Origin of the sequence: uncultured Tateyamaria sp. (genome assembly GCF_947503415.1) — a bacterium.
Classification (GTDB): domain Bacteria; phylum Pseudomonadota; class Alphaproteobacteria; order Rhodobacterales; family Rhodobacteraceae; genus Tateyamaria.
Genome location: NZ_CANNDS010000001.1, coordinates 1,909,369 through 1,928,596 on the forward strand (window position 1 = coordinate 1,909,369; position 19,228 = coordinate 1,928,596).

The 19,228-nt window shown below is 62.0% G+C and carries 25 protein-coding genes; 16 read left to right on the forward strand and 9 right to left on the reverse strand.

Annotated elements, in window-relative coordinates; genetic code table 11:
• Nucleotides 1-6 precede the first annotated feature (6 nt).
• Nucleotides 7-600, reverse strand: coding sequence for a LysE family translocator (locus Q1A32_RS09265; RefSeq protein ID WP_299613214.1), 594 nt, complete (start codon nucleotides 598-600; stop codon nucleotides 7-9).
• A gap of 72 nt (nucleotides 601-672) precedes the next feature.
• On the opposite strand from Q1A32_RS09265, the gene Q1A32_RS09270 reads away from it, so the two are divergent.
• Complete coding sequence (locus tag Q1A32_RS09270; protein ID WP_299652106.1) at nucleotides 673-1,125, forward strand: Lrp/AsnC family transcriptional regulator; 453 nt, start codon at nucleotides 673-675, stop codon at nucleotides 1,123-1,125.
• Here the strand turns inward: Q1A32_RS09270 and Q1A32_RS09275 are convergent.
• Together Q1A32_RS09275 and Q1A32_RS09280 are read right to left on the reverse strand one after the other, a co-directional pair.
• Nucleotides 1,122-2,324, reverse strand: coding sequence for a LytS/YhcK type 5TM receptor domain-containing protein (locus Q1A32_RS09275; RefSeq protein ID WP_299652109.1), 1,203 nt, complete (start codon nucleotides 2,322-2,324; stop codon nucleotides 1,122-1,124). The genes Q1A32_RS09270 and Q1A32_RS09275 overlap by 4 nt on opposite strands.
• 98 nt (nucleotides 2,325-2,422) lie before the next feature.
• Nucleotides 2,423-2,890: a DUF302 domain-containing protein gene (locus Q1A32_RS09280; protein WP_299652111.1), complete on the reverse strand. Its 468-nt coding sequence runs from the start codon at nucleotides 2,888-2,890 to the stop codon at nucleotides 2,423-2,425.
• 112 nt (nucleotides 2,891-3,002) lie between these two features.
• Here Q1A32_RS09280 and Q1A32_RS09285 point away from each other — a divergent pair, with 112 nt between their 5' ends.
• Nucleotides 3,003-3,479 (forward strand): lytic transglycosylase domain-containing protein, encoded by a 477-nt coding sequence (locus Q1A32_RS09285; RefSeq protein ID WP_299652112.1) that lies wholly within the window; start codon nucleotides 3,003-3,005, stop codon nucleotides 3,477-3,479.
• 61 nt (nucleotides 3,480-3,540) lie between these two features.
• On the opposite strand, the gene Q1A32_RS09290 is transcribed toward Q1A32_RS09285, so the two are convergent.
• Nucleotides 3,541-4,500: an L-malyl-CoA/beta-methylmalyl-CoA lyase gene (locus Q1A32_RS09290; protein WP_299652114.1), complete on the reverse strand. Its 960-nt coding sequence runs from the start codon at nucleotides 4,498-4,500 to the stop codon at nucleotides 3,541-3,543.
• Nucleotides 4,501-4,760: 260 nt separating this feature from the next.
• Between Q1A32_RS09290 and dgcN the strand changes: the two genes are divergently transcribed.
• From dgcN to Q1A32_RS09305, 3 genes are all read left to right on the forward strand, one after another.
• A complete protein-coding gene (gene dgcN, locus Q1A32_RS09295; RefSeq protein WP_299652116.1) occupies nucleotides 4,761-5,759 on the forward strand; it encodes an N-acetyltransferase DgcN in 999 nt (332 codons plus the stop codon).
• A gap of 93 nt (nucleotides 5,760-5,852) precedes the next feature.
• A complete protein-coding gene (dgcA, locus tag Q1A32_RS09300; protein ID WP_299652118.1) occupies nucleotides 5,853-6,818 on the forward strand; it encodes an N-acetyl-D-Glu racemase DgcA in 966 nt (321 codons plus the stop codon).
• Nucleotides 6,815-7,438, forward strand: a complete 624-nt coding sequence (locus Q1A32_RS09305) for an exonuclease (protein ID WP_299652121.1) — start codon at nucleotides 6,815-6,817, stop codon at nucleotides 7,436-7,438. The genes dgcA and Q1A32_RS09305 overlap by 4 nt, the downstream gene beginning before the upstream one ends.
• A 25-nt stretch (nucleotides 7,439-7,463) precedes the next feature.
• On the opposite strand, the gene Q1A32_RS09310 is transcribed toward Q1A32_RS09305, so the two are convergent.
• The gene (locus Q1A32_RS09310; protein ID WP_299613197.1) at nucleotides 7,464-7,913 is read right to left on the reverse strand and encodes an Lrp/AsnC family transcriptional regulator; all 450 of its coding nucleotides are present in this window, start codon (nucleotides 7,911-7,913) and stop codon (nucleotides 7,464-7,466) included.
• 159 nt (nucleotides 7,914-8,072) lie between these two features.
• On the opposite strand from Q1A32_RS09310, the gene Q1A32_RS09315 reads away from it, so the two are divergent.
• The 4 genes from Q1A32_RS09315 to Q1A32_RS09330 all read left to right on the forward strand — a co-directional run bounded on the left by Q1A32_RS09315 (nucleotide 8,073) and on the right by Q1A32_RS09330 (nucleotide 10,473).
• A complete protein-coding gene (locus tag Q1A32_RS09315) occupies nucleotides 8,073-8,228 on the forward strand; it encodes a hypothetical protein (protein ID WP_299652123.1) in 156 nt (51 codons plus the stop codon).
• Between the two features lie 106 nt (nucleotides 8,229-8,334).
• Entirely contained in the window at nucleotides 8,335-9,195 is an 861-nt protein-coding gene (locus Q1A32_RS09320) for a D-amino-acid transaminase (protein ID WP_299652125.1), read from the forward strand.
• A gap of 100 nt (nucleotides 9,196-9,295) precedes the next feature.
• Complete coding sequence (locus Q1A32_RS09325) at nucleotides 9,296-10,189, forward strand: SPFH domain-containing protein (RefSeq protein WP_299652127.1); 894 nt, start codon at nucleotides 9,296-9,298, stop codon at nucleotides 10,187-10,189.
• Nucleotides 10,186-10,473, forward strand: coding sequence for an NfeD family protein (locus Q1A32_RS09330; RefSeq protein ID WP_299652129.1), 288 nt, complete (start codon nucleotides 10,186-10,188; stop codon nucleotides 10,471-10,473). Before Q1A32_RS09325 ends, Q1A32_RS09330 begins: the two co-directional genes overlap by 4 nt.
• A gap of 71 nt (nucleotides 10,474-10,544) precedes the next feature.
• On the opposite strand, the gene Q1A32_RS09335 is transcribed toward Q1A32_RS09330, so the two are convergent.
• From Q1A32_RS09335 to Q1A32_RS09345, 3 genes are all read right to left on the reverse strand, one after another.
• Nucleotides 10,545-11,135, reverse strand: a complete 591-nt coding sequence (locus Q1A32_RS09335; protein ID WP_299652131.1) for an OsmC family protein — start codon at nucleotides 11,133-11,135, stop codon at nucleotides 10,545-10,547.
• Complete coding sequence (locus Q1A32_RS09340; protein WP_299613185.1) at nucleotides 11,132-11,446, reverse strand: DUF1244 domain-containing protein; 315 nt, start codon at nucleotides 11,444-11,446, stop codon at nucleotides 11,132-11,134. The genes Q1A32_RS09335 and Q1A32_RS09340 overlap by 4 nt, the downstream gene beginning before the upstream one ends.
• Before the next feature lie 80 nt (nucleotides 11,447-11,526).
• A complete protein-coding gene (locus tag Q1A32_RS09345; RefSeq protein WP_299652133.1) occupies nucleotides 11,527-12,264 on the reverse strand; it encodes an N-formylglutamate amidohydrolase in 738 nt (245 codons plus the stop codon).
• 100 nt (nucleotides 12,265-12,364) lie between these two features.
• Between Q1A32_RS09345 and pyk the strand changes: the two genes are divergently transcribed.
• The 7 genes from pyk to pheS all read left to right on the forward strand — a co-directional run bounded on the left by pyk (nucleotide 12,365) and on the right by pheS (nucleotide 18,253).
• A complete protein-coding gene (gene pyk, locus Q1A32_RS09350; RefSeq protein WP_299652135.1) occupies nucleotides 12,365-13,810 on the forward strand; it encodes a pyruvate kinase in 1,446 nt (481 codons plus the stop codon).
• A 30-nt stretch (nucleotides 13,811-13,840) separates the two neighbouring features.
• Nucleotides 13,841-14,062, forward strand: coding sequence for a hypothetical protein (locus Q1A32_RS09355; protein WP_299652137.1), 222 nt, complete (start codon nucleotides 13,841-13,843; stop codon nucleotides 14,060-14,062).
• 142 nt (nucleotides 14,063-14,204) lie between these two features.
• Nucleotides 14,205-14,405 carry a 50S ribosomal protein L35 gene (gene rpmI, locus Q1A32_RS09360; protein ID WP_027257795.1) on the forward strand — a complete coding sequence of 67 codons (201 nt, stop codon included), beginning with the start codon at nucleotides 14,205-14,207 and terminating at the stop codon, nucleotides 14,403-14,405.
• Between the two features lie 17 nt (nucleotides 14,406-14,422).
• Complete coding sequence (gene rplT, locus Q1A32_RS09365) at nucleotides 14,423-14,788, forward strand: 50S ribosomal protein L20 (protein WP_076629178.1); 366 nt, start codon at nucleotides 14,423-14,425, stop codon at nucleotides 14,786-14,788.
• 229 nt (nucleotides 14,789-15,017) lie between these two features.
• The gene (locus tag Q1A32_RS09370; protein WP_299652139.1) at nucleotides 15,018-16,307 is read left to right on the forward strand and encodes a WD40 repeat domain-containing protein; all 1,290 of its coding nucleotides are present in this window, start codon (nucleotides 15,018-15,020) and stop codon (nucleotides 16,305-16,307) included.
• Between the two features lie 98 nt (nucleotides 16,308-16,405).
• Nucleotides 16,406-16,894 (forward strand): hypothetical protein, encoded by a 489-nt coding sequence (locus Q1A32_RS09375; RefSeq protein ID WP_299652141.1) that lies wholly within the window; start codon nucleotides 16,406-16,408, stop codon nucleotides 16,892-16,894.
• A gap of 285 nt (nucleotides 16,895-17,179) precedes the next feature.
• Nucleotides 17,180-18,253, forward strand: coding sequence for a phenylalanine--tRNA ligase subunit alpha (gene pheS / locus Q1A32_RS09380; protein ID WP_299652144.1), 1,074 nt, complete (start codon nucleotides 17,180-17,182; stop codon nucleotides 18,251-18,253).
• 189 nt (nucleotides 18,254-18,442) lie between these two features.
• Here pheS and Q1A32_RS09385 read toward each other — a convergent pair whose 3' ends face one another.
• Nucleotides 18,443-19,225, reverse strand: coding sequence for a PEP-CTERM sorting domain-containing protein (locus Q1A32_RS09385; RefSeq protein ID WP_299652146.1), 783 nt, complete (start codon nucleotides 19,223-19,225; stop codon nucleotides 18,443-18,445).
• Nucleotides 19,226-19,228: the final 3 nt, after the last annotated feature.

The following is a 19,228-nucleotide window of genomic DNA, read 5'->3' on the forward strand; positions in this document are numbered from 1 at the left end:
GCAACGTCAGGGAAAGATCACCGGGTAGAGCGAGGCAACAAGCAGCACCGCCATTGTCCAGTTGAAGGCGGCAAGGCGCGCCGGATTGGTCAGCACGCGGGCCATCTGCTGGCCAAGAAGCGTCCACGAACTCACCGACGGCAGGTTGATCGCACCAAAGACGACGGCCACCGTCGCGATGGCCCACAACGTCGTGTCGGGCGTGTAGACAGTGACCGCGGTCAACGCCATGGTCCACGCCTTGGGATTGACCCACTGAAAGGCCGCCGCCTGCAGGAATGTCATGGGCGTGCCCTTGTCCCCCTTGTCCGCGATGGGCGCCGCATTGGCGATTTTCCACGCCAGATACAGCAGATAGGCGACGGACAGGGCTTTGAGGATCGTGTGGCTGATCGGATAGGCATCAAACACCTGCACCAGACCCGCCCCCACCAGAAGCACCATGAAGACAAAGCCCAGGCCAACACCAAGCATGTGCGGAATCGTACGCCGAAACCCGAAATTTGCCCCGGACGCCATGAGCATCAGGTTGTTCGGCCCCGGCGTGATGGAGCTGACAAAGGCAAACGCCGCAAGGGCGGTGATCAGTTCAAAAGTCATGTGCAAGAAGTGACGGTGTTCGATCGGCGAAAGATTGCAAAGTACGACCCTTCCTGTCTAATACTGCAACAAATGGTGGCCTTGGATCAGAAAAACGAACGAATATTGCAAGAGTTGGGGCGTGACGGCCGCATCAGCAATATCGAATTGGCGGATCGCGTCGGTCTGTCCCCCTCGGCCTGTTTGCGGCGGGTGCAAGAACTGGAACGGGCGGGGATCATCACCGGCTACCGGGCGGTGCTGGACAGGACCAAGCTGGGAACGGGGTTCGTCGCCTATATCGGCGTGGGATTGAACGACCATTCCAAGGCCAGCCAAGAGGCGTTCGAACGTGCCATCTCCCGCGCGCCTGAGGTTCGGGAATGCCACAACATCACCGGGACAATCGAATACCTGCTGCGCATCGAATGTGCCGACCTGCCCAGTTACAAAACCTTTCACACCGACATGCTGGGCGCACTGCCACAGGTGAACGGCATCACATCCTATGTGGTGATGGGATCGCCCAAGGATGAACGCGCCTAGCTTTGGCGCGCCACTCTCTGCAATTGTGCATCCGTTTCGTCAAAAAGCCGTCTCAGCGTGGCGCTGCATACACCGGCGGGGGTCGACATATCGATGTCGCGTCCCGCTGGCCGGGGCGCAGGGCCCTGTTTGGCTCCGGCAGACCGCCGAACCGACGCAGAGCGGCGAATGTCTTTCAATGTCTCGTCCGGGTTGTCCGGGTTGCGAAAGCTGACGGTTTCCACCAGCACGGACAAGGGCACCTCGACATCGCCATTAAGACTGATGGGCATATCGGACGCCAGTCGCCGCAACGCGTGCCGCAAGGGGCGCAGGTCCTGCATTTCCGAGACGGTAACGGGGATCAAAACACGTTGCTGCCCATCGGCACCCAAGGGCCTGTTGTCATGGAACATTTCAGACAACCGCACGCGCAGGGCACCCAGGGCCTGTACCGTCGCCGTCTCCCCCCAAGTTTTGTCGAGCCACGCGGCGTTTTTGAGCGTGACGGCCACCATGCCCTGAACACGTCGCTGCGCATCTGCCGAATGGAAATGTGCCACTTCGCGGGCAAAGGCGTTTGTGGTGAGCAGGCGGGTGATCGGATCGACATGCGCCGATGCCGCAAGCTGTGCCTGATGCGCCACAAGATACTGGGTGCGCAACATCAACCACCCGAGCGCGGGCACGCAGATCATGTTGAGCAAAAAGATCGTCGGCGCGGCCTGCGCGAAATACCATTCTACAATCTGTGGCGGTGCGGTGAAGGCGGACAACATGTGAAGGTTCACCAGCAACCCAAGAACACCAAGTTTGCCGATATCGCCAAATTTGAGCAGCGGCTGCGCCAGTGACCAGGCATATCCGACGCCGCCCGCAATCAACATGCCGATGATCCCGGGCATCGTGCCAACGCCACCCAGCCCCGCCCGAAACGCGATGGATATGACAAGGCAGATCAGAAGTCCGCGCAGACCCAGAAACGCGCCTGCCAGCACGATGGGCACGTTGCGCATATCGACGATGACACCGTCCGTCGGGCTGAGCGGCATGGACATCTGAAGCCCGACGACAAGCGCAAAGAACACCCCCAGAAGCGGGGCACTGAACCACTTGTAGGTCAGACTTGGTGCAAGTGCGCTGAAGCCCACGACAAGCAGGCCCAGAACCGCCAGCGAACTGACAAAATCCAATAAAACCGAAACACCAACAAACGTCATATCGTACCTCTTTCACCGCCATCCAACAAAGACTGGATTGATGAAGAAAAGGCGAAATGCCCGGCAGAGTTCCGCCGTAAGTAATTAGAATTTATGCATTATTTGATGGCATCTTGAGCGATTGAGGCGAAAATGACGTCCAATTCTCCGGCCAGTGCTTCCAGGTCTGGCCCCGCTTCTTGCACGTAGGGCGCAAAGACCATGGACGGCAGCTTGTAGCTGAGCGTTGCCGTTCCGTCCGCGTTTTCAGTGACATACACCCGCACCGGGGCTTCGATCATCGCGGCGGTCGACAGGTTCAGGATGTCGACCGCATAGACATTGTTGAACAGGCCAATCACGCGGTTACCGGGGATGGTGATGCCACGGGATTTGGCGGCACCTGTTGGCCCGGCCTGCGTGACCACGCCCATCTTGTTGGCCTTGGCCGCTGACTTCACGTCTGCGATCAACTGGTCATAGCCTTTGTCCGTCGGCGTGACGGACCAGCCGTCGCGCGGGGCCATCTCGGCCAGGGCGGTCAGCGGTGTCAGGATCAGGGCAAGGGCGGCGAGGATGGCGCGCATGGGGTGTCTCCGGCATTTGGATTTGGCGCGCAGGGAACCATGTGGGCGGGGTCTTGCCCAATCACGTCTGTGTGCGTGGTATCACGGGCCGTGCCGCAGTATCGGTGCGCCCATGATACGAATTTTCCTGATATGTGCGCTGGCCTGTGTCGCGGCCTGTTCCGCGCCCGAACCCGAAGTACCGGCGGTGCAGACCGTGCCGCTGTATCCCAATGAGACGCCTGCATTGCGTGCCCAGATCGAAGCGGCGGCTGCCGCGAACGACATTCCCGTGGCCCTGGTCCAGCGCGTTGTCATCCGTGAAAGCACGCACCGTCCCGAAGCACGAAACGGACCCTATTACGGGTTGATGCAGATCCTGCCCGCGACGGCGCGCAGTATGGGGTTTCGGGGGCAGCCCAATGATCTGCTCGATGCCGAAACCAACCTGAAATACGCGACGCGTTATTTGCGCGGGGCGTGGCTGGTGTCGGGCAACGACATGGATGCCGCCGTGATGTGGTACGCGCGCGGATATTATTACGAGGCCAAGCGCCTTGGCCTGATCGAAGAAACCGGCGTGGACGGGCGCAAGGTCTGGCCGGATTAGTCTGATGGGTGACGTGCTTTGGCATCCGCCAAAGACACCCCACCCACCATCCCTTTTTTGCTTAATGGTTCGCGATCATCTCGGACTGTTTCACGATCACCTCGGCCTGTTTGATCGACGCGATATCGACGAGGCGACCCTTGTAGACCGTGGCCCCTTCGCCCTTGGCCTTTGCCTCTTCCATCGCGGCGAGGATCTCGCGGGCCTCTGACACGGCCTCTGCTGACGGGGTAAAGACCTCGTTTGCAATGGCGACCTGCTTGGGGTGGATCGCCCATTTGCCAACCATGCCAAGCGTGGCCGACCGCAAAGCCTGCGCACGGAACCCTTCGTCGTCCGAAAAGTCGCCAAAGGGGCCGTCCACGGGCAACACCCCATGTGTGCGACAGGCTGCGACGATGGCCGCTTGTGCCCAGTGCCACGGATCGGACCAGTGCTTTTGCCCATCGCGGTACATGTAGTAATTTTCCTGCGTGCCCCCGATGCCCGTGGTCGCCATGCCCATGGAGGCGGCGAAGTCGGCGGCCCCGAGGCTCATGGCTGCGAGGCGGGGGGAAGCGGCAGCGATCTCTTCCACGTGGGCGATGCCAGCAGCGGATTCTATGATAACTTCGAAGGTGATGGGTTTGGTGCGGCCCTTGGCCGTCTCGATGGCTGTGACCAGCGCATCCACCGCATAGATGTCAGCCGCATTGCCGACCTTCGGGATCATGATTTGGTCAAGCCGGTCGCCCGCCTGTTCCATCAGGTCCACCACATCGCGGTACCAGTAGGGCGTGTCGAGCCCGTTGATCCGCACCGACAGCGTCTTGTTGCCCCAATCAATATCACCGATGGCCTGAATGATGTTGGCGCGTGCACTGTCCTTGTCGGACGGGGCCACGCTGTCTTCGAGGTCCAGATTGATGACATCCGCAGCCGAGGCCGCCATCTTCTCGAAGATCGCGGGGCGCGAGCCGGGGCCGAACAATTGGCAGCGGTTGGGACGGGCCGGAGGGGTGGGTTGCAGGCGGAAAGACATGGCGCGTCCTTTGGTAAGATAATTTCGTTTTTCTTCCGCTCGCTGGTATTAAATTGCGCCACGCGCTGCAAGGGTCATTTTGCAGGTGCAGCATCGGCGCGCAGATTCTGTGCGCACGCCCCGGCCTTGCGCAAATTTGTGCCATCTTTCGCCATTTCACGCACGATCTTTCGACACTTCCCGTCTTTCAGGCACGTTTCGCGATGTGATTGCGTTGCGGATGAGTAGAATGACGCGCAACGACCAAAGGAAGGCCCGACATGATTCAGACACCGTATCTTTTGTTTCTCGGCGATGCGCCGGACCAGCTGGCTGCAAAAGTGGCCCAGGGCATCAAGGACTGGCGGCCGGAAAACGCGGTGGGCCAGTTCCGTCTGCCGGGCTGCGGCGCGGATATGGGGCTGACGGACATGTCGCTGCAAGAGGGGCTGGATGCCGGGGCCAAGACATTGGTGATCGGTGTGGCCAATCGGGGCGGCATGATCTCGACCGCGTGGAAAGAGGTCCTCGTTCAGGCGCTGCAGATGGGATACGATCTGGCGGCGGGCCTGCACAACCTGCTGCGGGACGAGAACGAACTTCAATCCGCGGCCAAGGTCAACGGCGGCACCCTGCATGACGTGCGGGTCCCGACCATCGCCTATCCCATTGCAAACGGTCAAAAGCGCAGCGGCAAGCGGGTGCTGGCCATCGGGACGGATTGCTCCTGTGGCAAGATGTACACGGCCATGTCCATGGATGCCGAGATGCGGGACCGGGGCCTCAAGTCGACCTTCCGCGCCACGGGCCAGACCGGCATTCTGATCACCGGCAAGGGCGTGCCGCTGGACGCGGTCATCGCCGATTTTATGGCCGGTGCGGTGGAGTATCTGACCCCCGACAATGACGATGATCACTGGGACCATATCGAAGGGCAGGGCAGCCTGTTCCACGTCTCCTATTCCGGCGTGACCATGGCGCTGATCCATGGCGGCCAGCCCGACGCGCTGGTGCTGTGCCACGAGCCGACGCGCACGCACATGCGCGGCCTGCCGCAATTTGGGCTGCCGTCGCTTGAAACGCTGCGCGACACCGCTGTGCCGCTGGCCCGCGTGGCAAACCCCGACTGCTTTGTGGCCGGTGTATCCGTCAACACCAAGGCGCTGGACGAAAACGCCGCGCGCGCCTGTCTGGCCGAGATCGAGGACCGCATGGGCCTGCCCGCAACCGACCCGTTCCGCTTTGGGGCTGGCAAGCTGGTGGATGCGCTGACATCCTGAGGCTGGCACTTTTCAGATGCTCCCTCCCCCTCGATGGCAGAGCCACCTGCCGGGCAGAGGGGGAGAATTCTTGAAACAGGGAAGGGTGGACCAATGCGCATAGAAGTGACGCGGGACGTGTTTCGGCTGGCGCAGGTGTTTACCATTTCGCGCGGCTCACGGACCGAGGCGCATGTGCTGACCGTGCAGGTGAGCGACGGTGTGCACACGGGCCGGGGCGAGTGTGTGCCCTATGCCCGATATGACGAGACGCTGGACTCGGTCACGGCCGAGATCAACGGGCTGTCGGGCGACCTGACCCGGGCAGGTCTGTATGACCTGCTGCCTGCCGGGGCGGCGCGCAATGCGGTGGATTGTGCCCTGTGGGATCTGGAGGCGAAGCGCACAGGCCAGCGGGTGTGGGAACTGGCCGGGTTGCCCAAACCCGGGCCGGAAATCACGGCCTATACCCTGTCGCTCGACACGCCCGAAGCCATGCAGGCACAGGCCGCACAGAATGCACATCGCCCGCTGTTGAAGATCAAGCTCGGCACGCCCGATGACATGCCCCGGCTCGAGGCGGTGCGCGCCGGTGCGCCCAAGGCGTCGATCATCATCGATGCGAATGAAGGGTGGTCAGCTGAGGTCTATGCCGATCTGGCACCGCATCTGGTGCGCTTGGGCGTGCAGCTGGTCGAGCAGCCCCTGCCTGCGGGCAAGGATGATGCACTGCTGGGGATGGCGCGGCCTGTGCCGGTCTGTGCCGACGAATCCTGCCACGACACTGCCAGCCTGCCCGGGCTGAAGGGCAAATATGACATGATCAACATCAAGATCGACAAGACCGGCGGCCTGACCGAAGCACTGGCCTTGCGGGACGCGGCGCTTGCCGAAGGCTATGGCGTGATGGTGGGCTGCATGGTGGGCTCGTCACTGGCCATGGCCCCGGCCACGCTGGTGGCCCAGGGTGCCGCGGTTGTGGATCTGGATGGCCCGCTCCTCTTGGCCGAGGATCGCAAAGCCCCGCTTGTCTACGACACATCCGGCGTGCATCCACCGCAAGCGGCCTTGTGGGGATGAGCGGCACAGCCATCATCTACGATTGCGAATTTGCAACCGCGCCCGGCGCGCCGCAACGGTTCTGGTGCGGGCCAAACGACCCGGATCCGATCGTGTTCCAGATTGGTGCTGTGCGGATGTCACTGGATGCGCCGTTCCAAAGCCTTGAGCGGTTCGAGGTGTTGATCCGCCCGTTGGACCGGACAGGTGCGCCGCTGGTTCTCGACCCGCTCAATGCCAGATTGACCGGCGTCACAACTGACCGTCTGGACGCCGAAGGCGTCACGCTGGCCGAGGCGCTTGACCGGTTTGCCGCCTTTGCGGGCCAAGACCGCATGTGGGCGTGGGGCAAGGACGAGTTTAACATGATGGCGATCAGTTGCTATGTCGCGGGCATCGCCCCACCAATCCCGGCCCACCGCTTTGGCAACGCGCCCGAACTGTTTCTGGCAGCGGGCGTGCCACTGGATGTGATCCACGGATTGCGCAGCAACACCATGCTGGACCATTTCGGCCTCAGCCTGCCAGACGCGCGCGGCCACGATGCGCTGGGCGATGCGCGCATGGTGACCGAAGTGTTGCGCCATCTGATGCAAGAGGGCCAGCTTGATCCGGACCTGTTGACCGGGCCGCAAAGCTGACAGCGGCCCAGTCGGGGCGCGCGTTTCAGCCCAGATCGGGGGCGTGGTCGCGCAGGACCACAAGGCTTTCGAACCCGCTGATCACATCATCGTAGAAATGCGCTTCGGTGAAGGCGGCATATGCCTCCATCGAGGCGCAGCGCAGCGTCAGCACGAAATCCGCAGGCCCCGTGACGTGCATCAGCTGTTCGACGGCAGGCAGGCCCAGAAGGTGTTGGCGCAACCGATCCACGCGGTCGCGCCCGCCCCGTCGCAGGGTCAGCAGGACGACCACCGTAACAGGGGTGCCCAGAAGATCGGGGGCCACCACCGCCACCTCGCGCTGAATGGCGCCGATCCGGCGCAGGCGCTGTACGCGGCGCAGGCAACTCGCCGCAGACAGCCCGACCTCGGCCGCCAGCTCTTCGCCCGTGCGGCGGCAGTCTCGCCGCAGCAGGGACAGCAGGTCTCTGTCAAAGGAATCGAGTGTGTCCATTGGGGTGCTGCGATTTCTGGTTTCGTATCGCGTGTGAGTTTACCGCAATATTGGTGAAAAGATGCAAGAATTTATCATCCAGTACGGAGTTTTCGCGAAAAGCCCCAATGCGGCATCCGTAATCTGACAGCATCACATTCACCAGATCGGAGAGTTTCGATGCGACACCCCCTCAGCCTCAAGCAGCACATGACCGCATTTCGCGCCCGCCTGCGCGCCGTGTCCACGCGGCGCATTCTGGCGGACCTGCCACGTGATGTTCAGCGCGACATCGGTGTGCATCCCTCTGGCGCACCCATCCAGCGGCGCCGTTGACCCACCTCAGCAGCGGTTTGCCGCATGCCGGTTTCGTGCTTTGGCGTTGACGTGAAACCTGTTGCGGTGCAGGCATGCGGCGCACGCCAAAGAGTGGAGATCCGAGATGCGCACCGTCTATGTCAACGGAGAGTACATACCCGAAACCGAAGCCACGGTATCGATCTTTGATCGCGGGTTCCTGATGGCGGATGGTGTCTATGAAGTGACAAGCGTTCTCGACGGCAAGCTGATCGACTTTGACGGCCATGCGGTCCGCCTGCAACGCTCGCTGGATGAGCTGGAGATGCAATCGCCCATCGCCAAAGAGGACCTGCTCGAGGTGCACCGCGAGTTGGTGCGGTTGAACGGTATCGAAGAGGGTATGATCTATCTCCAGATCACGCGCGGCGCACCGGATGACCGGGACTTCGTCTTTCCCGACCCCGAAACGACGCCGCCCACAATCGTGCTGTTCACGCAGAACAAGCCCGGGCTGGCCGACAATCCGGCAGCCAAGAAGGGCATGAAGGTCATCAGCATCGACGACATCCGCTGGGGCCGGCGCGACATCAAGACGGTGCAGCTGCTCTATCCTTCGATGGGCAAGATGATGGCCAAGAAGGCGGGCGCGGATGATGCGTGGATGATCCAGGACGGGTTCGTGACCGAAGGCACCTCCAACAACGCCTATATCGTGAAGGGCAACAAGATCATCACGCGCGAAAAATCCAACGACATCCTGCACGGGATCACCCGCGCCGCCGTGCTGCGCTTTGCGGCAGAGGCGCAGATGGAAGTGGAAGAGCGGAACTTCACCATCGACGAGGCGCGCGCGGCGGACGAGGCGTTCATCACATCGGCCTCGACCTTCGTGATGCCGGTGGTTGAGATTGACGGCGCAAAGCTGGGCGATGGCACGCCCGGTCGGGTCGCCCCGCGCCTGCGCGAAATCTATCTGGACGAGAGCCGCAAGGCCGCCATCTAAGCCCCTCATTTCTAGCCCGCTTTTCGATTACCCCTTGAAAAGCGGGCTTTTTGTTCCCATCTCAGTATGTAAACAATATTAACATCGAGGGACAAATTAAATGAATGAAGAGTTAATCCTGAACCTGCTGAGCGAGAACCTGATCCTCATCCTCGGGGCGGCGTTCCTGCTGGTCTGCCTGTTTCTGGGCGTCCGCATCGTGCCGCAATCCGAAAAATACGTGGTGGAACGCTTTGGCCGTCTGCATTCGGTGCTGGGGCCGGGCATCAACTTCATCGTGCCGTTTCTGGACGTGGTGCGGCACAAGGTGTCGGTGCTTGAACGCCAGCTGCCCAATGCAAGTCAGGATGCGATCACGTCGGACAACGTGCTGGTACAGGTCGAAACCAGCATCTTCTACCGCGTGACCGAGCCCGAGCGCACCGTGTACCGGATCCGCGACGTGGACGGGGCCGTGCAGACAACCGTGGCCGGGATCGTGCGTGCCGAGATCGGCAAGATGGAACTGGACGAGGTGCAGTCGAACCGGTCGCAACTGATCACCCAGATCAAGCATCTGGTCGAGGAAGCGGTGAACGATTGGGGGATCGAGGTCACGCGCGCCGAAATTCTGGACGTCAACCTGGACAAGGCGACCCGCGAGGCGATGCTGCAACAGCTGAATGCCGAACGCGCACGCCGTGCCGCGGTGACAGAAGCCGAAGGGCACAAGCGGGCCACGGAACTGAATGCGGATGCGGAGCTTTATGCCGCCGAACAGGGTGCAAAGGCCCGCCGTGTGGAGGCCGAAGCCGAAGCCTATGCCACGCAGGTGGTGGCAGAGGCCATTGCCACGCACGGGATCGAGGCGGCCCAATATCAGGTGGCTTTGAAACAGGTGGATGCGGTGTCTACACTTGCATCAGGCGCGGGCCAGCAGACGGTTCTTCTGCCCGCCAGCGCAATGGACGCCTTTGGCGAAGCCTTTGGCATGTTGGCCGGGAGGAAGAAATGATGACAGCACTGTGGAGCATCTGGTGGGTCTGGATCGTCGCGGCCCTGATCCTTGCCTTTGTCGAGGTGTTTGTGCCCGCCTTTGTGTTTCTTGGCATGGCCGTTGGCGCGGTTGTAGTTGGCGTGGCGCTTGGATTTGGCGCATTGGGCTGGGTTGGCGCGGGCCTGCCCACCTTGCTGATGCTGTTCGCCGTGGCGAGCCTGATCGCCGCCATTGCCCTGCGCCGCGCGATTGGTGTGCGGCAGGGCCAGGTCAAGCTATGGGACCGTGATATCAACGACTGACCGCGCGCGGGCGGAGGACACCTCCGCCTTACGGGTTTTTTTGCGGTGCTTGGGGCGGAGTGAACTCCGCCTTACGCGCCATTGCCGGAATGGCTGAGCGCCTCCTCCCCGTTGTGCACCAGCCGTGTGGTCCACGGGATCGGGTTGCGCAGCGCGAAATGCGCCATGCACGCGCCTTCGGCTTCGGCCAGCAGCGCTTCGATCCTGTCGCGCGGTTCGGGGCTTTCGATCAGCACATGGGTTTCGACCAGTTCGGTCTTGCCGTTTGTCATGTGCCCCAGCTCGCGCATGTGCCCGAGATTGGTGGCAAACCGCACCCGTTGTTCCAGTTTCAGTGACGTGATCTCGATCTTGCGGGCGGAGTAGATGTCCGTCAGATGCGTCATCAGGCAGAACCCGATGCCTGCGCAGAAATAGGCCAGCGGCGGCGGGGCCTGATCCTCGCCCACGGGCGGTTGTTCATCACAATAAAGCGTCAGCGGCGAGAAGCCGGGGATGTTGACGGACACCGAGCCTGTCTTGTGCTGCATGGTGCCGGCTTCGGCCACGAGGTTCACCTCGAATTGCAGCGGATCCGGCGCCTTGGCCCGTTCGAACGGATCGGGCGTAAAGGCCGTCGGAGTGGGCGCACCTGTTGCCCGTGTGCCAACCCGGTAGGTCACGATTTGTCCCCGACATTTTCTGCAAAGGCGGTTTTGAACGCATCCTGTTGGGCGTCATTTGCCTCTGTCTGATAGTTGGCTTTCCAGTCCGCCATGGTCATGCCGTAGAACGTCTCGCGTGCGTCATCCTTGGACATCTCGATCCCCTTTTCGGCAGCGGCTTCCTGATACCAGCGGCTCAGGCAGTTCCGGCAGAAGCCCGCAAGGTTCATCATGTCGATGTTCTGGACGTCCGTGCGGTCCTGCATCAGGTGCTGGCGCAGGCGGCGGAAGGCGGCGGCTTCAAGCTCGAGGCGGGTTTGGTCATCCATATGTGTGGTCCTTTTTTGGCTCTGTCGGACCGGGGCGCTGCCCCGGACCCCGCGGTTTATGTGGCGAAATGAAGATTGGATCAAAGATTGGCGTCTGTTCGCGCGGCTTCAAGGTGTGTGGCGAGAAGGGCGGCCCAGTGCTGTTGTCCGCGCGCGTCCGCGATCAGGTCCTGCCGGATTTCGAGAATCACGTTTGGGCGGCCCGGGATATGGGCGTGCTGGCTCATGGCGTCGCCGGGGAAGAACCCGGCGTAGGGCGCATTGTCGCCGACCGGGCTGGTGAGTGCGCCTTGCAGACCCGCGATGAGGGGGTCCGCGATGCGTCTGTCCCTGGCCGACAGCACGCCGATTTCCCAGGGTCGCGGCGGGCGCTTCTTGAGCTGTGGGGTGAAGCTGTGCACCGCAAGGAACGCGATGTCCCGGGTCGAGGCCGTGCGCGCAATGGCGTCGTGATATGGGTCATAGAGCATGTCGATGCGCCGCTGCCGTTCCACCTCGGGCAGGACGCGATTGCCGGGGATGATCGTGCCGTCATAGAGCTGCGGGATCAGTGTGGGATCATCCGCGCCGCGGTTCGGGTCAATCACGAGCCGCGAGAAGTTGGCGCTGACCACAGGTGCGTTCAGCAGCGCACCCAGCGCATGCGCCAGACCCAATGCGCCGATGTCGATGGCGATATGGCGCTCCATCTCGTCCTCGGGCAGACCAAGCGTGCCGCCATTGACGTGCGGCGGAACCGTGTTCGTGGCGTGATCGCAGGTGATCACCCATGCGCCGCTTCGTGCTGCGCCATCAATGAAAAAGGGGGTATGCGTCATCTGCCAGTCACCTCTTTGTGTCGCAGGTTTAGGCCAGTTGCCACGCGATGTGAATTGGGCAATAAGGGCGCTGTTAGCGGTATCAGAAAAGGGCAAGATCATGCGACGCCTGCGCAACGTGAAAATCGTGGCCACCCTTGGCCCGGCCTCGGACACTTATGAAACGATCCGGGCGCTGCACGACGCGGGCGCGGATGTGTTCCGCCTGAACATGTCCCATGGCAGCCATGAAGAGATTGCCGAAAAGCACACGATCATTCGCAAGATCGAAGAGGACACAGGCTCTGCCATCGCGATTCTGGCCGACCTGCAGGGCCCGAAGCTGCGTGTCGGCGTCTTTGCCGGTGACAGCGAGATGCTGGACGAGGGCGCCAAGTTCCGTCTGGATCTGGACACCAAGGACGGGGACAGCACCCGTGTGAACCTGCCCCACCCCGAGATTTTTGCGGCCCTTGAAGCGGGCAAGACGTTGCTTGTCAATGATGGCAAGATCCGTTTGCGGGTCGAGGAGTGCGGCCCTGACTTTGCCAATTGCGTTGTGATTGCGGGTGGCGTGATTTCCAACCGCAAGGGCGTCAACGTGCCCGATGTGGAACTGCCGCTGGCCGCCCTGTCCGAAAAGGACAAGGCGGACCTGAAATTCGTGGCCGAATTGGGTGTCGACTGGATTGCCCTCAGCTTTGTGCAGCGGGCGGCCGATGTCGAGGAGGCCAAGGATTTGATCAAGGGCCGTGCCGCGGTGCTGTCCAAGATCGAAAAGCCCAATGCGGTTGAAAGGTTTGATCATATCCTTCAGGTCAGCGACGGGATCATGGTTGCCCGCGGCGACCTGGGCGTTGAGCTTCCCGTTCAGAACGTGCCGCCGATCCAGAAGCGCCTCGTGCGCAAGTGCCGCCACGCGGGCAAGCCCGTGATCGTGGCCACGCAGATGCTCGAAAGCATGATCGAAAGCCCGATGCCCACCCGCGCCGAGGTTAGCGACGTGGCCACGGCCATCTACGAAGGTGCCGACGCCGTCATGCTGAGCGCCGAAAGTGCGGCGGGCAGCTATCCGATCGAGGCGGTGACAACCATGGACCGCGTCGCGGCCGAGGTCGAACAGGACCCGACCTACACCCAGATCATCGAAGCCAGCCGCAGCGCCAGCCGCGCATCGGTGGCCGACGGGATCGTGGCCGCCGCCCGTGAGATTGCGGAAACGACGGACATCAAGGCGATCTGCTGCTTCACGCAAAGCGGGACCACGGCGCTGCTTGTGGCGCGTGAACGGCCCCGCGTGCCGATCCTTGCGCTGACACCACTGGCGCGCACCGCGCGGCGCATGGCGCTCAGCTGGGGGTGCAATTGCTACATCACGCCCACGATGGAACGGTTCAAGGAAGCGGTCGTCGGTGCCGCCCGCGCCGCCCGCGATGGGGGCTTTGCCGGGGCTGAGGATCAGATCGTCGTGACCGCAGGGGTGCCGTTCAACGTGCCGGGGACGACGAACATCCTCCGCGTGGCGCCATGCGATGAACGTTTGATTTACTCGACCGATCCGGAGTAGCGTGACCTGACTAAACGTTAAGGTCACGTTATGAGCCCAGATTTTTACTTGGTTCTCGGCATTCTGATCGCCGGATTTTCAATCCCATCCATTTTGTCGGCGGTATCTGATCGGCGTGCGCCCCGGGCGTCGGCGATCACGATCCTCATCGCGGGGGGGCTGATCCTGCTGGCGATCCAAAGTCAGCCGGGCGGGTACAGCCTCGAGGAAATTCCCGAGGTTTTTGTCCGGGTGATTGCCAGCTTCACCTGATGCGCGCCCTTGTGCGTGGCCCGGCCTGATAGGCCCTTGCCACCGCTGCATTCTCGTCCTATACGCCCATTTCGTTCCGCGCGTCCGGCCCAAGTGGCATGCCGAGTCGCGTACCGACCGAACTCAAATGATGGAGACGGAAATGCCCAAGATGAAGACGAAATCGAGCGCCAAGAAGCGCTTCAAGGTGACCGCCACCGGTAAGGTGATGGGTGGTCAGGCCGGCAAACGCCACGGCATGATCAAGCGCACCCGCAAATTCATTCGTGACGCCCGTGGCACCACGACCCTGTCTGCCCCCGACGCGAAAATCGTCAAGGGCTTCATGCCCTACGACCGCTAAGAAGAAGGAGCAGATACATGTCCCGCACCAAAGGTGGAACCGTCACCCACGCCCGTCACAAGAAGGTCATCAAGGCCGCCAAAGGTTACTATGGCCGCCGCAAGAGCACCTTCAAGGTCGCACGCCAGGCGGTCGACAAGGCCAACCAATACGCAACGCGTGACCGTCACAATCGCAAGCGCAACTTCCGCGCCCTGTGGATCCAGCGCATCAACGCGGCTGTCCGCGCCCATGACGAAGCGCTGACATACAGCCGCTTCATCAACGGCCTGAACCTGGCTGGCATCGAAGTGGACCGCAAGGTTCTGGCCGATCTGGCCGTGAACGAGCCAGAGGCATTTGCTGCCATCGTGGATCAGGCCAAGGCCCAGCTGACCGCGTAAGCGACGCAGACAACACGACAAAAGCGCTCCGTTTCACACCGAAACGGGGCGCTTTTTTTGTGTCCTGCACACAGGTTCGGACCCCAGACACACCCGCGCGGTGACAGCGCTGCAGGCTTGACAGACATTCGGCCGCGTATTCAAATCACCGGACGACGTTTTTGAAATTTGAAAAAGCGCTTTGACCAAGGGGTGTTGTTGCCCGTCACCGCGCACAAAAGGTGTATGGATGCGCGTATTTCTGGCTGTTTTACTGACCCTTCTGATCACGCCGCTTTGGGCGGACACGCTGGCAGACCTCAAGTCTCGGGACTTTGCACAGCAATCCCGCGCAGCACTTGGCACAGGCGACCGTGCCGCCGCCATCATCGCCGCGATCAAAGGGTTGCCCGCCGACCCGCAGGCGCCGGATCTTGCGCGGTTCAGCGACGCCTATGACGCGCTGGTCCGTGCGGCCGTGTCCCGGTCCGTGCGGCTCGACCTGCCGGTCATGTCGGTGTTCGAATTTGACGGGACAGGCACGCGGCTGGCAAGCGTGGGGCTCTTTCCATCGACGGACGGGGACCAGTCTCAAAGTGGCCTGACCCTGTGGGACCCGCGCAATGGACAGAAACTGGCAGACCTGCTGCCCATTGATGTCCTGACAAGCGGGGCGTGGGGCGTGCAGGCACCCGCATTCTCGCCGGATGGGCGGTTTCTTGTCCAGATGGCGCCCGTCGATGGTGTGGCCGTGGTCTTTGATGCGGCAACCGGACAAGAGATTGCGCGCCTGCCCGGGCACGCACCCGGCAACATCCCCAATTCGGGCGGCACCGCCTTTTCGCGTGACGGATCGCTGCTGTTGACGCTGGGCGCGTCCCCCACTGTGGCGCATCTGTGGGACACCACCACGTGGCAACGCGTTGCCAGCCAGGATTTTGGCGACTTTACCTTGCTCAGCCCGATTGACGGCGGGCGCGACGGGACCATGAATTTCACCGCCGCCGATGTGGCAAAGGGCAATCCGCCCCCGGTCGAGCTTTGGGGCATCGGACGCAACGGCGCGGGCCTTGTCCGCCAGTTCCCGCCCGAACCATCCGGCCTTGGCGCGCATTGGGGCCGCATTGCCACGGACGACATGGACCGGCTCTTTGCCATGCCCAACGGCAATTTCGACCTGATCGTGTTTGAACGCGCCACCGGCAACGAAGTGGCCCGGCTGCCCTCCAGCATCATCGGTCAGTCCACGGGTGTCGTTGCCCCGTCGGGCGAGGGCGTGCTTTTGCTGTCGTCTCTGGACGCCTTACCGCGCCGCCTGAATTTCAACGGCACAGACGCGCCGCTGGACGATATCGACAAGCTGACAGCCATTCACGGCGTGTTCTCTCTGGGGGGCGAGATGATGGGCGGCTCACCTGATCTACTGGATTATCGCGGTGCGGATATGCCGCGCGGGCTGGAGCTTTATCAGGCGGTCATCGACCGGTTCCCCACCGCGCTCAAGGACGAGGTCGCCGCCGAACAGGTGGTGCGGGACTGACGCAGATGCCCACAAGCGCAGGGGCGGGGCGATCAGGCTGACCTTGCGGGCGCGTATTACTTTTTGACAGCATTTGAAAAATTGGATTGGACCAGAACATGACAAAGGCTTTGACGATCATTGCAGTGGCCAGCACCCTTGCAGCCGGTATGGCCCATGCCGAATGGACGCATCGTCCGTCCTCGGCGGCTGACGACAATGGCGGCGCGTCCGTCACCAATGCACAAGGCCACCGGTTGGCCATCGGATGCGGAAACTCCGGCACCATCGCCATCTCCCTGACCCCCGACACACGGCCCGCCGATCTGAATTTCCTGACGGATGGCGCGGTTGTCTTTTTCCGCGTGGACGGGGGTGAGCCTTTGCAGATGCCCGCGACCTGCGTCGCCAGAGGGTGTTTTCAGGATTTCATGCTGGGCGGCAGCCCCTGGCCAGTCCGCGAAATGACGGCCATCACCTCCGCCCTGCGGGCCGGATCGACCGTGGACGTGATGCTTGGCGGTCAGGTCATGTCCCGGTTCGACCTGTCGGGCTCCGCAGGGGCATTGAACGCGCTTCAGGCCAGCACCCAGTGCGAGGGCCTCTGACCACCGCTCCGTCCCCGCAGCCATGGATCGGCGGCTTCCGTCGGGCGCAGATGCCCGTCGTGGCGCGGTCCGGATATGTGGGCTTGCATCCCGAACGGGGCGACCCTCCATGTCTGACGCTGCGGTCCATTCCTTAACAGCCCGTAAATCGCCCCCTGTAACCCATTGATTTCTGGTGCGCCGGGGCCTGTCCCAGCATGGGACACCCGATCAAGGGCCAGCAACAGTTGCGCTGCCCTCCCCAGTTTTGTAGATCGCCAGAGAACACCGACCCGAGGACCCCCCATGGACGACCTGCGCGACAAGTATATCGACCTGATCGCTGATGCCGCGGACGAGGCGGGGTTGGAAGACATCCGCGTCGCCGCCGTCGGCAAGAAAGGCGAAGTGGCCCTCAAGATGCGCGAGCTGGGCAAGATGACGCCCGAGGAACGTCAGGTGGCGGGCCCCGCCCTGAACGCCCTCAAGGACGAGATCAACAGCGCCCTCACCGCCAAGAAAGCAGCCCTCGCGGATGCAGCCCTCGATGCGCGGCTGCGGTCGGAATGGCTGGATGTCACCCTGCCCACACGACCCCAGCGGCGCGGCACCATCCATCCCATCAGCCAGGTCACCGAAGAGGTCACGGCCATTTTTGCCGAGATGGGGTTCTCCGTCGCCGAAGGCCCGCGGATCGACACCGACTGGTACAACTTTGATGCCCTGAACATCCCCGGCCACCACCCCGCACGGGCCGAGATGGACACGTTCTACATGCACCGCGCCGACGGCGACAATCGCCCGCCCCACGTGCTGCGCACCCACACCTCGCCCGTGCAGATCCGGTCGATGGAGGCCACAGGCGCGCCCACCCGCATCATTTGCCCCGGCGGCGTCTACCGCGCCGATTACGATCAGACCCACACGCCCATGTTCCACCAGGTCGAGGGTCTCGCCATCGACCGCGACATCTCGATGGCGAACCTGAAATGGGTGCTCGAAGAATTCGTGAAATCATACTTCGAAGTGGACGGCGTCGACCTGCGCTTCCGTGCCTCGCATTTCCCATTCACGGAACCCTCGGCCGAGGTTGATATCCGGTGCAGCTGGGAAGGCGGCACGCTCAAAGTGGGCGAGGGCGACGACTGGCTCGAAATCCTCGGCTCCGGCATGGTGCACCCCAAAGTGCTCGAAGCGGGCGGGATCGACCCGGCGGAATGGCAGGGGTTTGCCTTCGGTATGGGGATCGACCGCATTGCGATGCTGAAATACGGCGTGCCAGATCTGCGTGCCTTCTTTGACAGTGACCTGCGCTGGCTGCGTCACTACGGTTTTGCGGCGCTCGACGTCCCCACGCTGCACGGCGGCCTCAGCCGCTAGCGGCCCACACGTCAGGCAGCAAGGGCAGTGACGAACCTGCCACGTGGGACGCGCCTCAAATGCAAATCACCCGGAACGAATTCCGGGTGGCATATTCACTATCTGTGTCTGATGACGCCGATCAGTTGAACAAGATCAAGGCAGGGTGAGCGGGGCATTCAGAAATGCCCTACGCTCCGAAGTATTGGATCAAGCGCGCGCTTTCGCACGGTTCAAGTGGCGTTGGCGCAGACCCAATCCGCCCAAGCCGAGAAGCAGCAAAGACAGGCTCGACGGCAGCGGCACCTGAGACAGACCGTCCGTGATGCTCAGAGCATCAAGGTCTGACCGAAACGCGACATCCCCGAAAATCCCGTTGTTTTCCATCCCGGAAAAATCAACGGTCATTGTCGTGTAGAGATCACCCACGGCTTCTTCGCCAACCTCATTCACGACGCCGTAATAGGATGCGGTCGTGTGTCCGGGAAGCGGTTCGTATTCATCGTAGTACTCGAAGCCATATCCGAAACTGGACCCAAGCGTGGACCCGTTTGTCGGATTGCCCATCCAGTCGTAGTCGAACGTCGTGGTGGTATCGAAAACCACACCGGCATTCAGCAAATCGATAGTGATGTAGGACAAGACGTTCCGCGTCGTGACGACGAAGCCGTCCCATGTCATCGACAGGTCGATGTCGGTGCCGCTTGCTCCGCCCTCGGTCGTGCTCCAGGTTTCGCCATTCGGCTCGACGAATGTCCGGGCATGCGATTCCCAAATAATCTCTTCGCTCGTCCCGTCTGCGTAGTGCGCGTAGATTCGTGCCCCAGCCAGATCCGATCCATAGGTCGAGGTGTCATCACGGATGCCACCAACCATCTCAACTTCGGCATCATTGTGGCGAACAATGCTTATTGTGGACGCATTTGCTGTGCTGAGGGAACTTAGAACCAGGGCTGCAACTGCGGCTCCTGAACTCAAATAAAAACGTTTCACCAA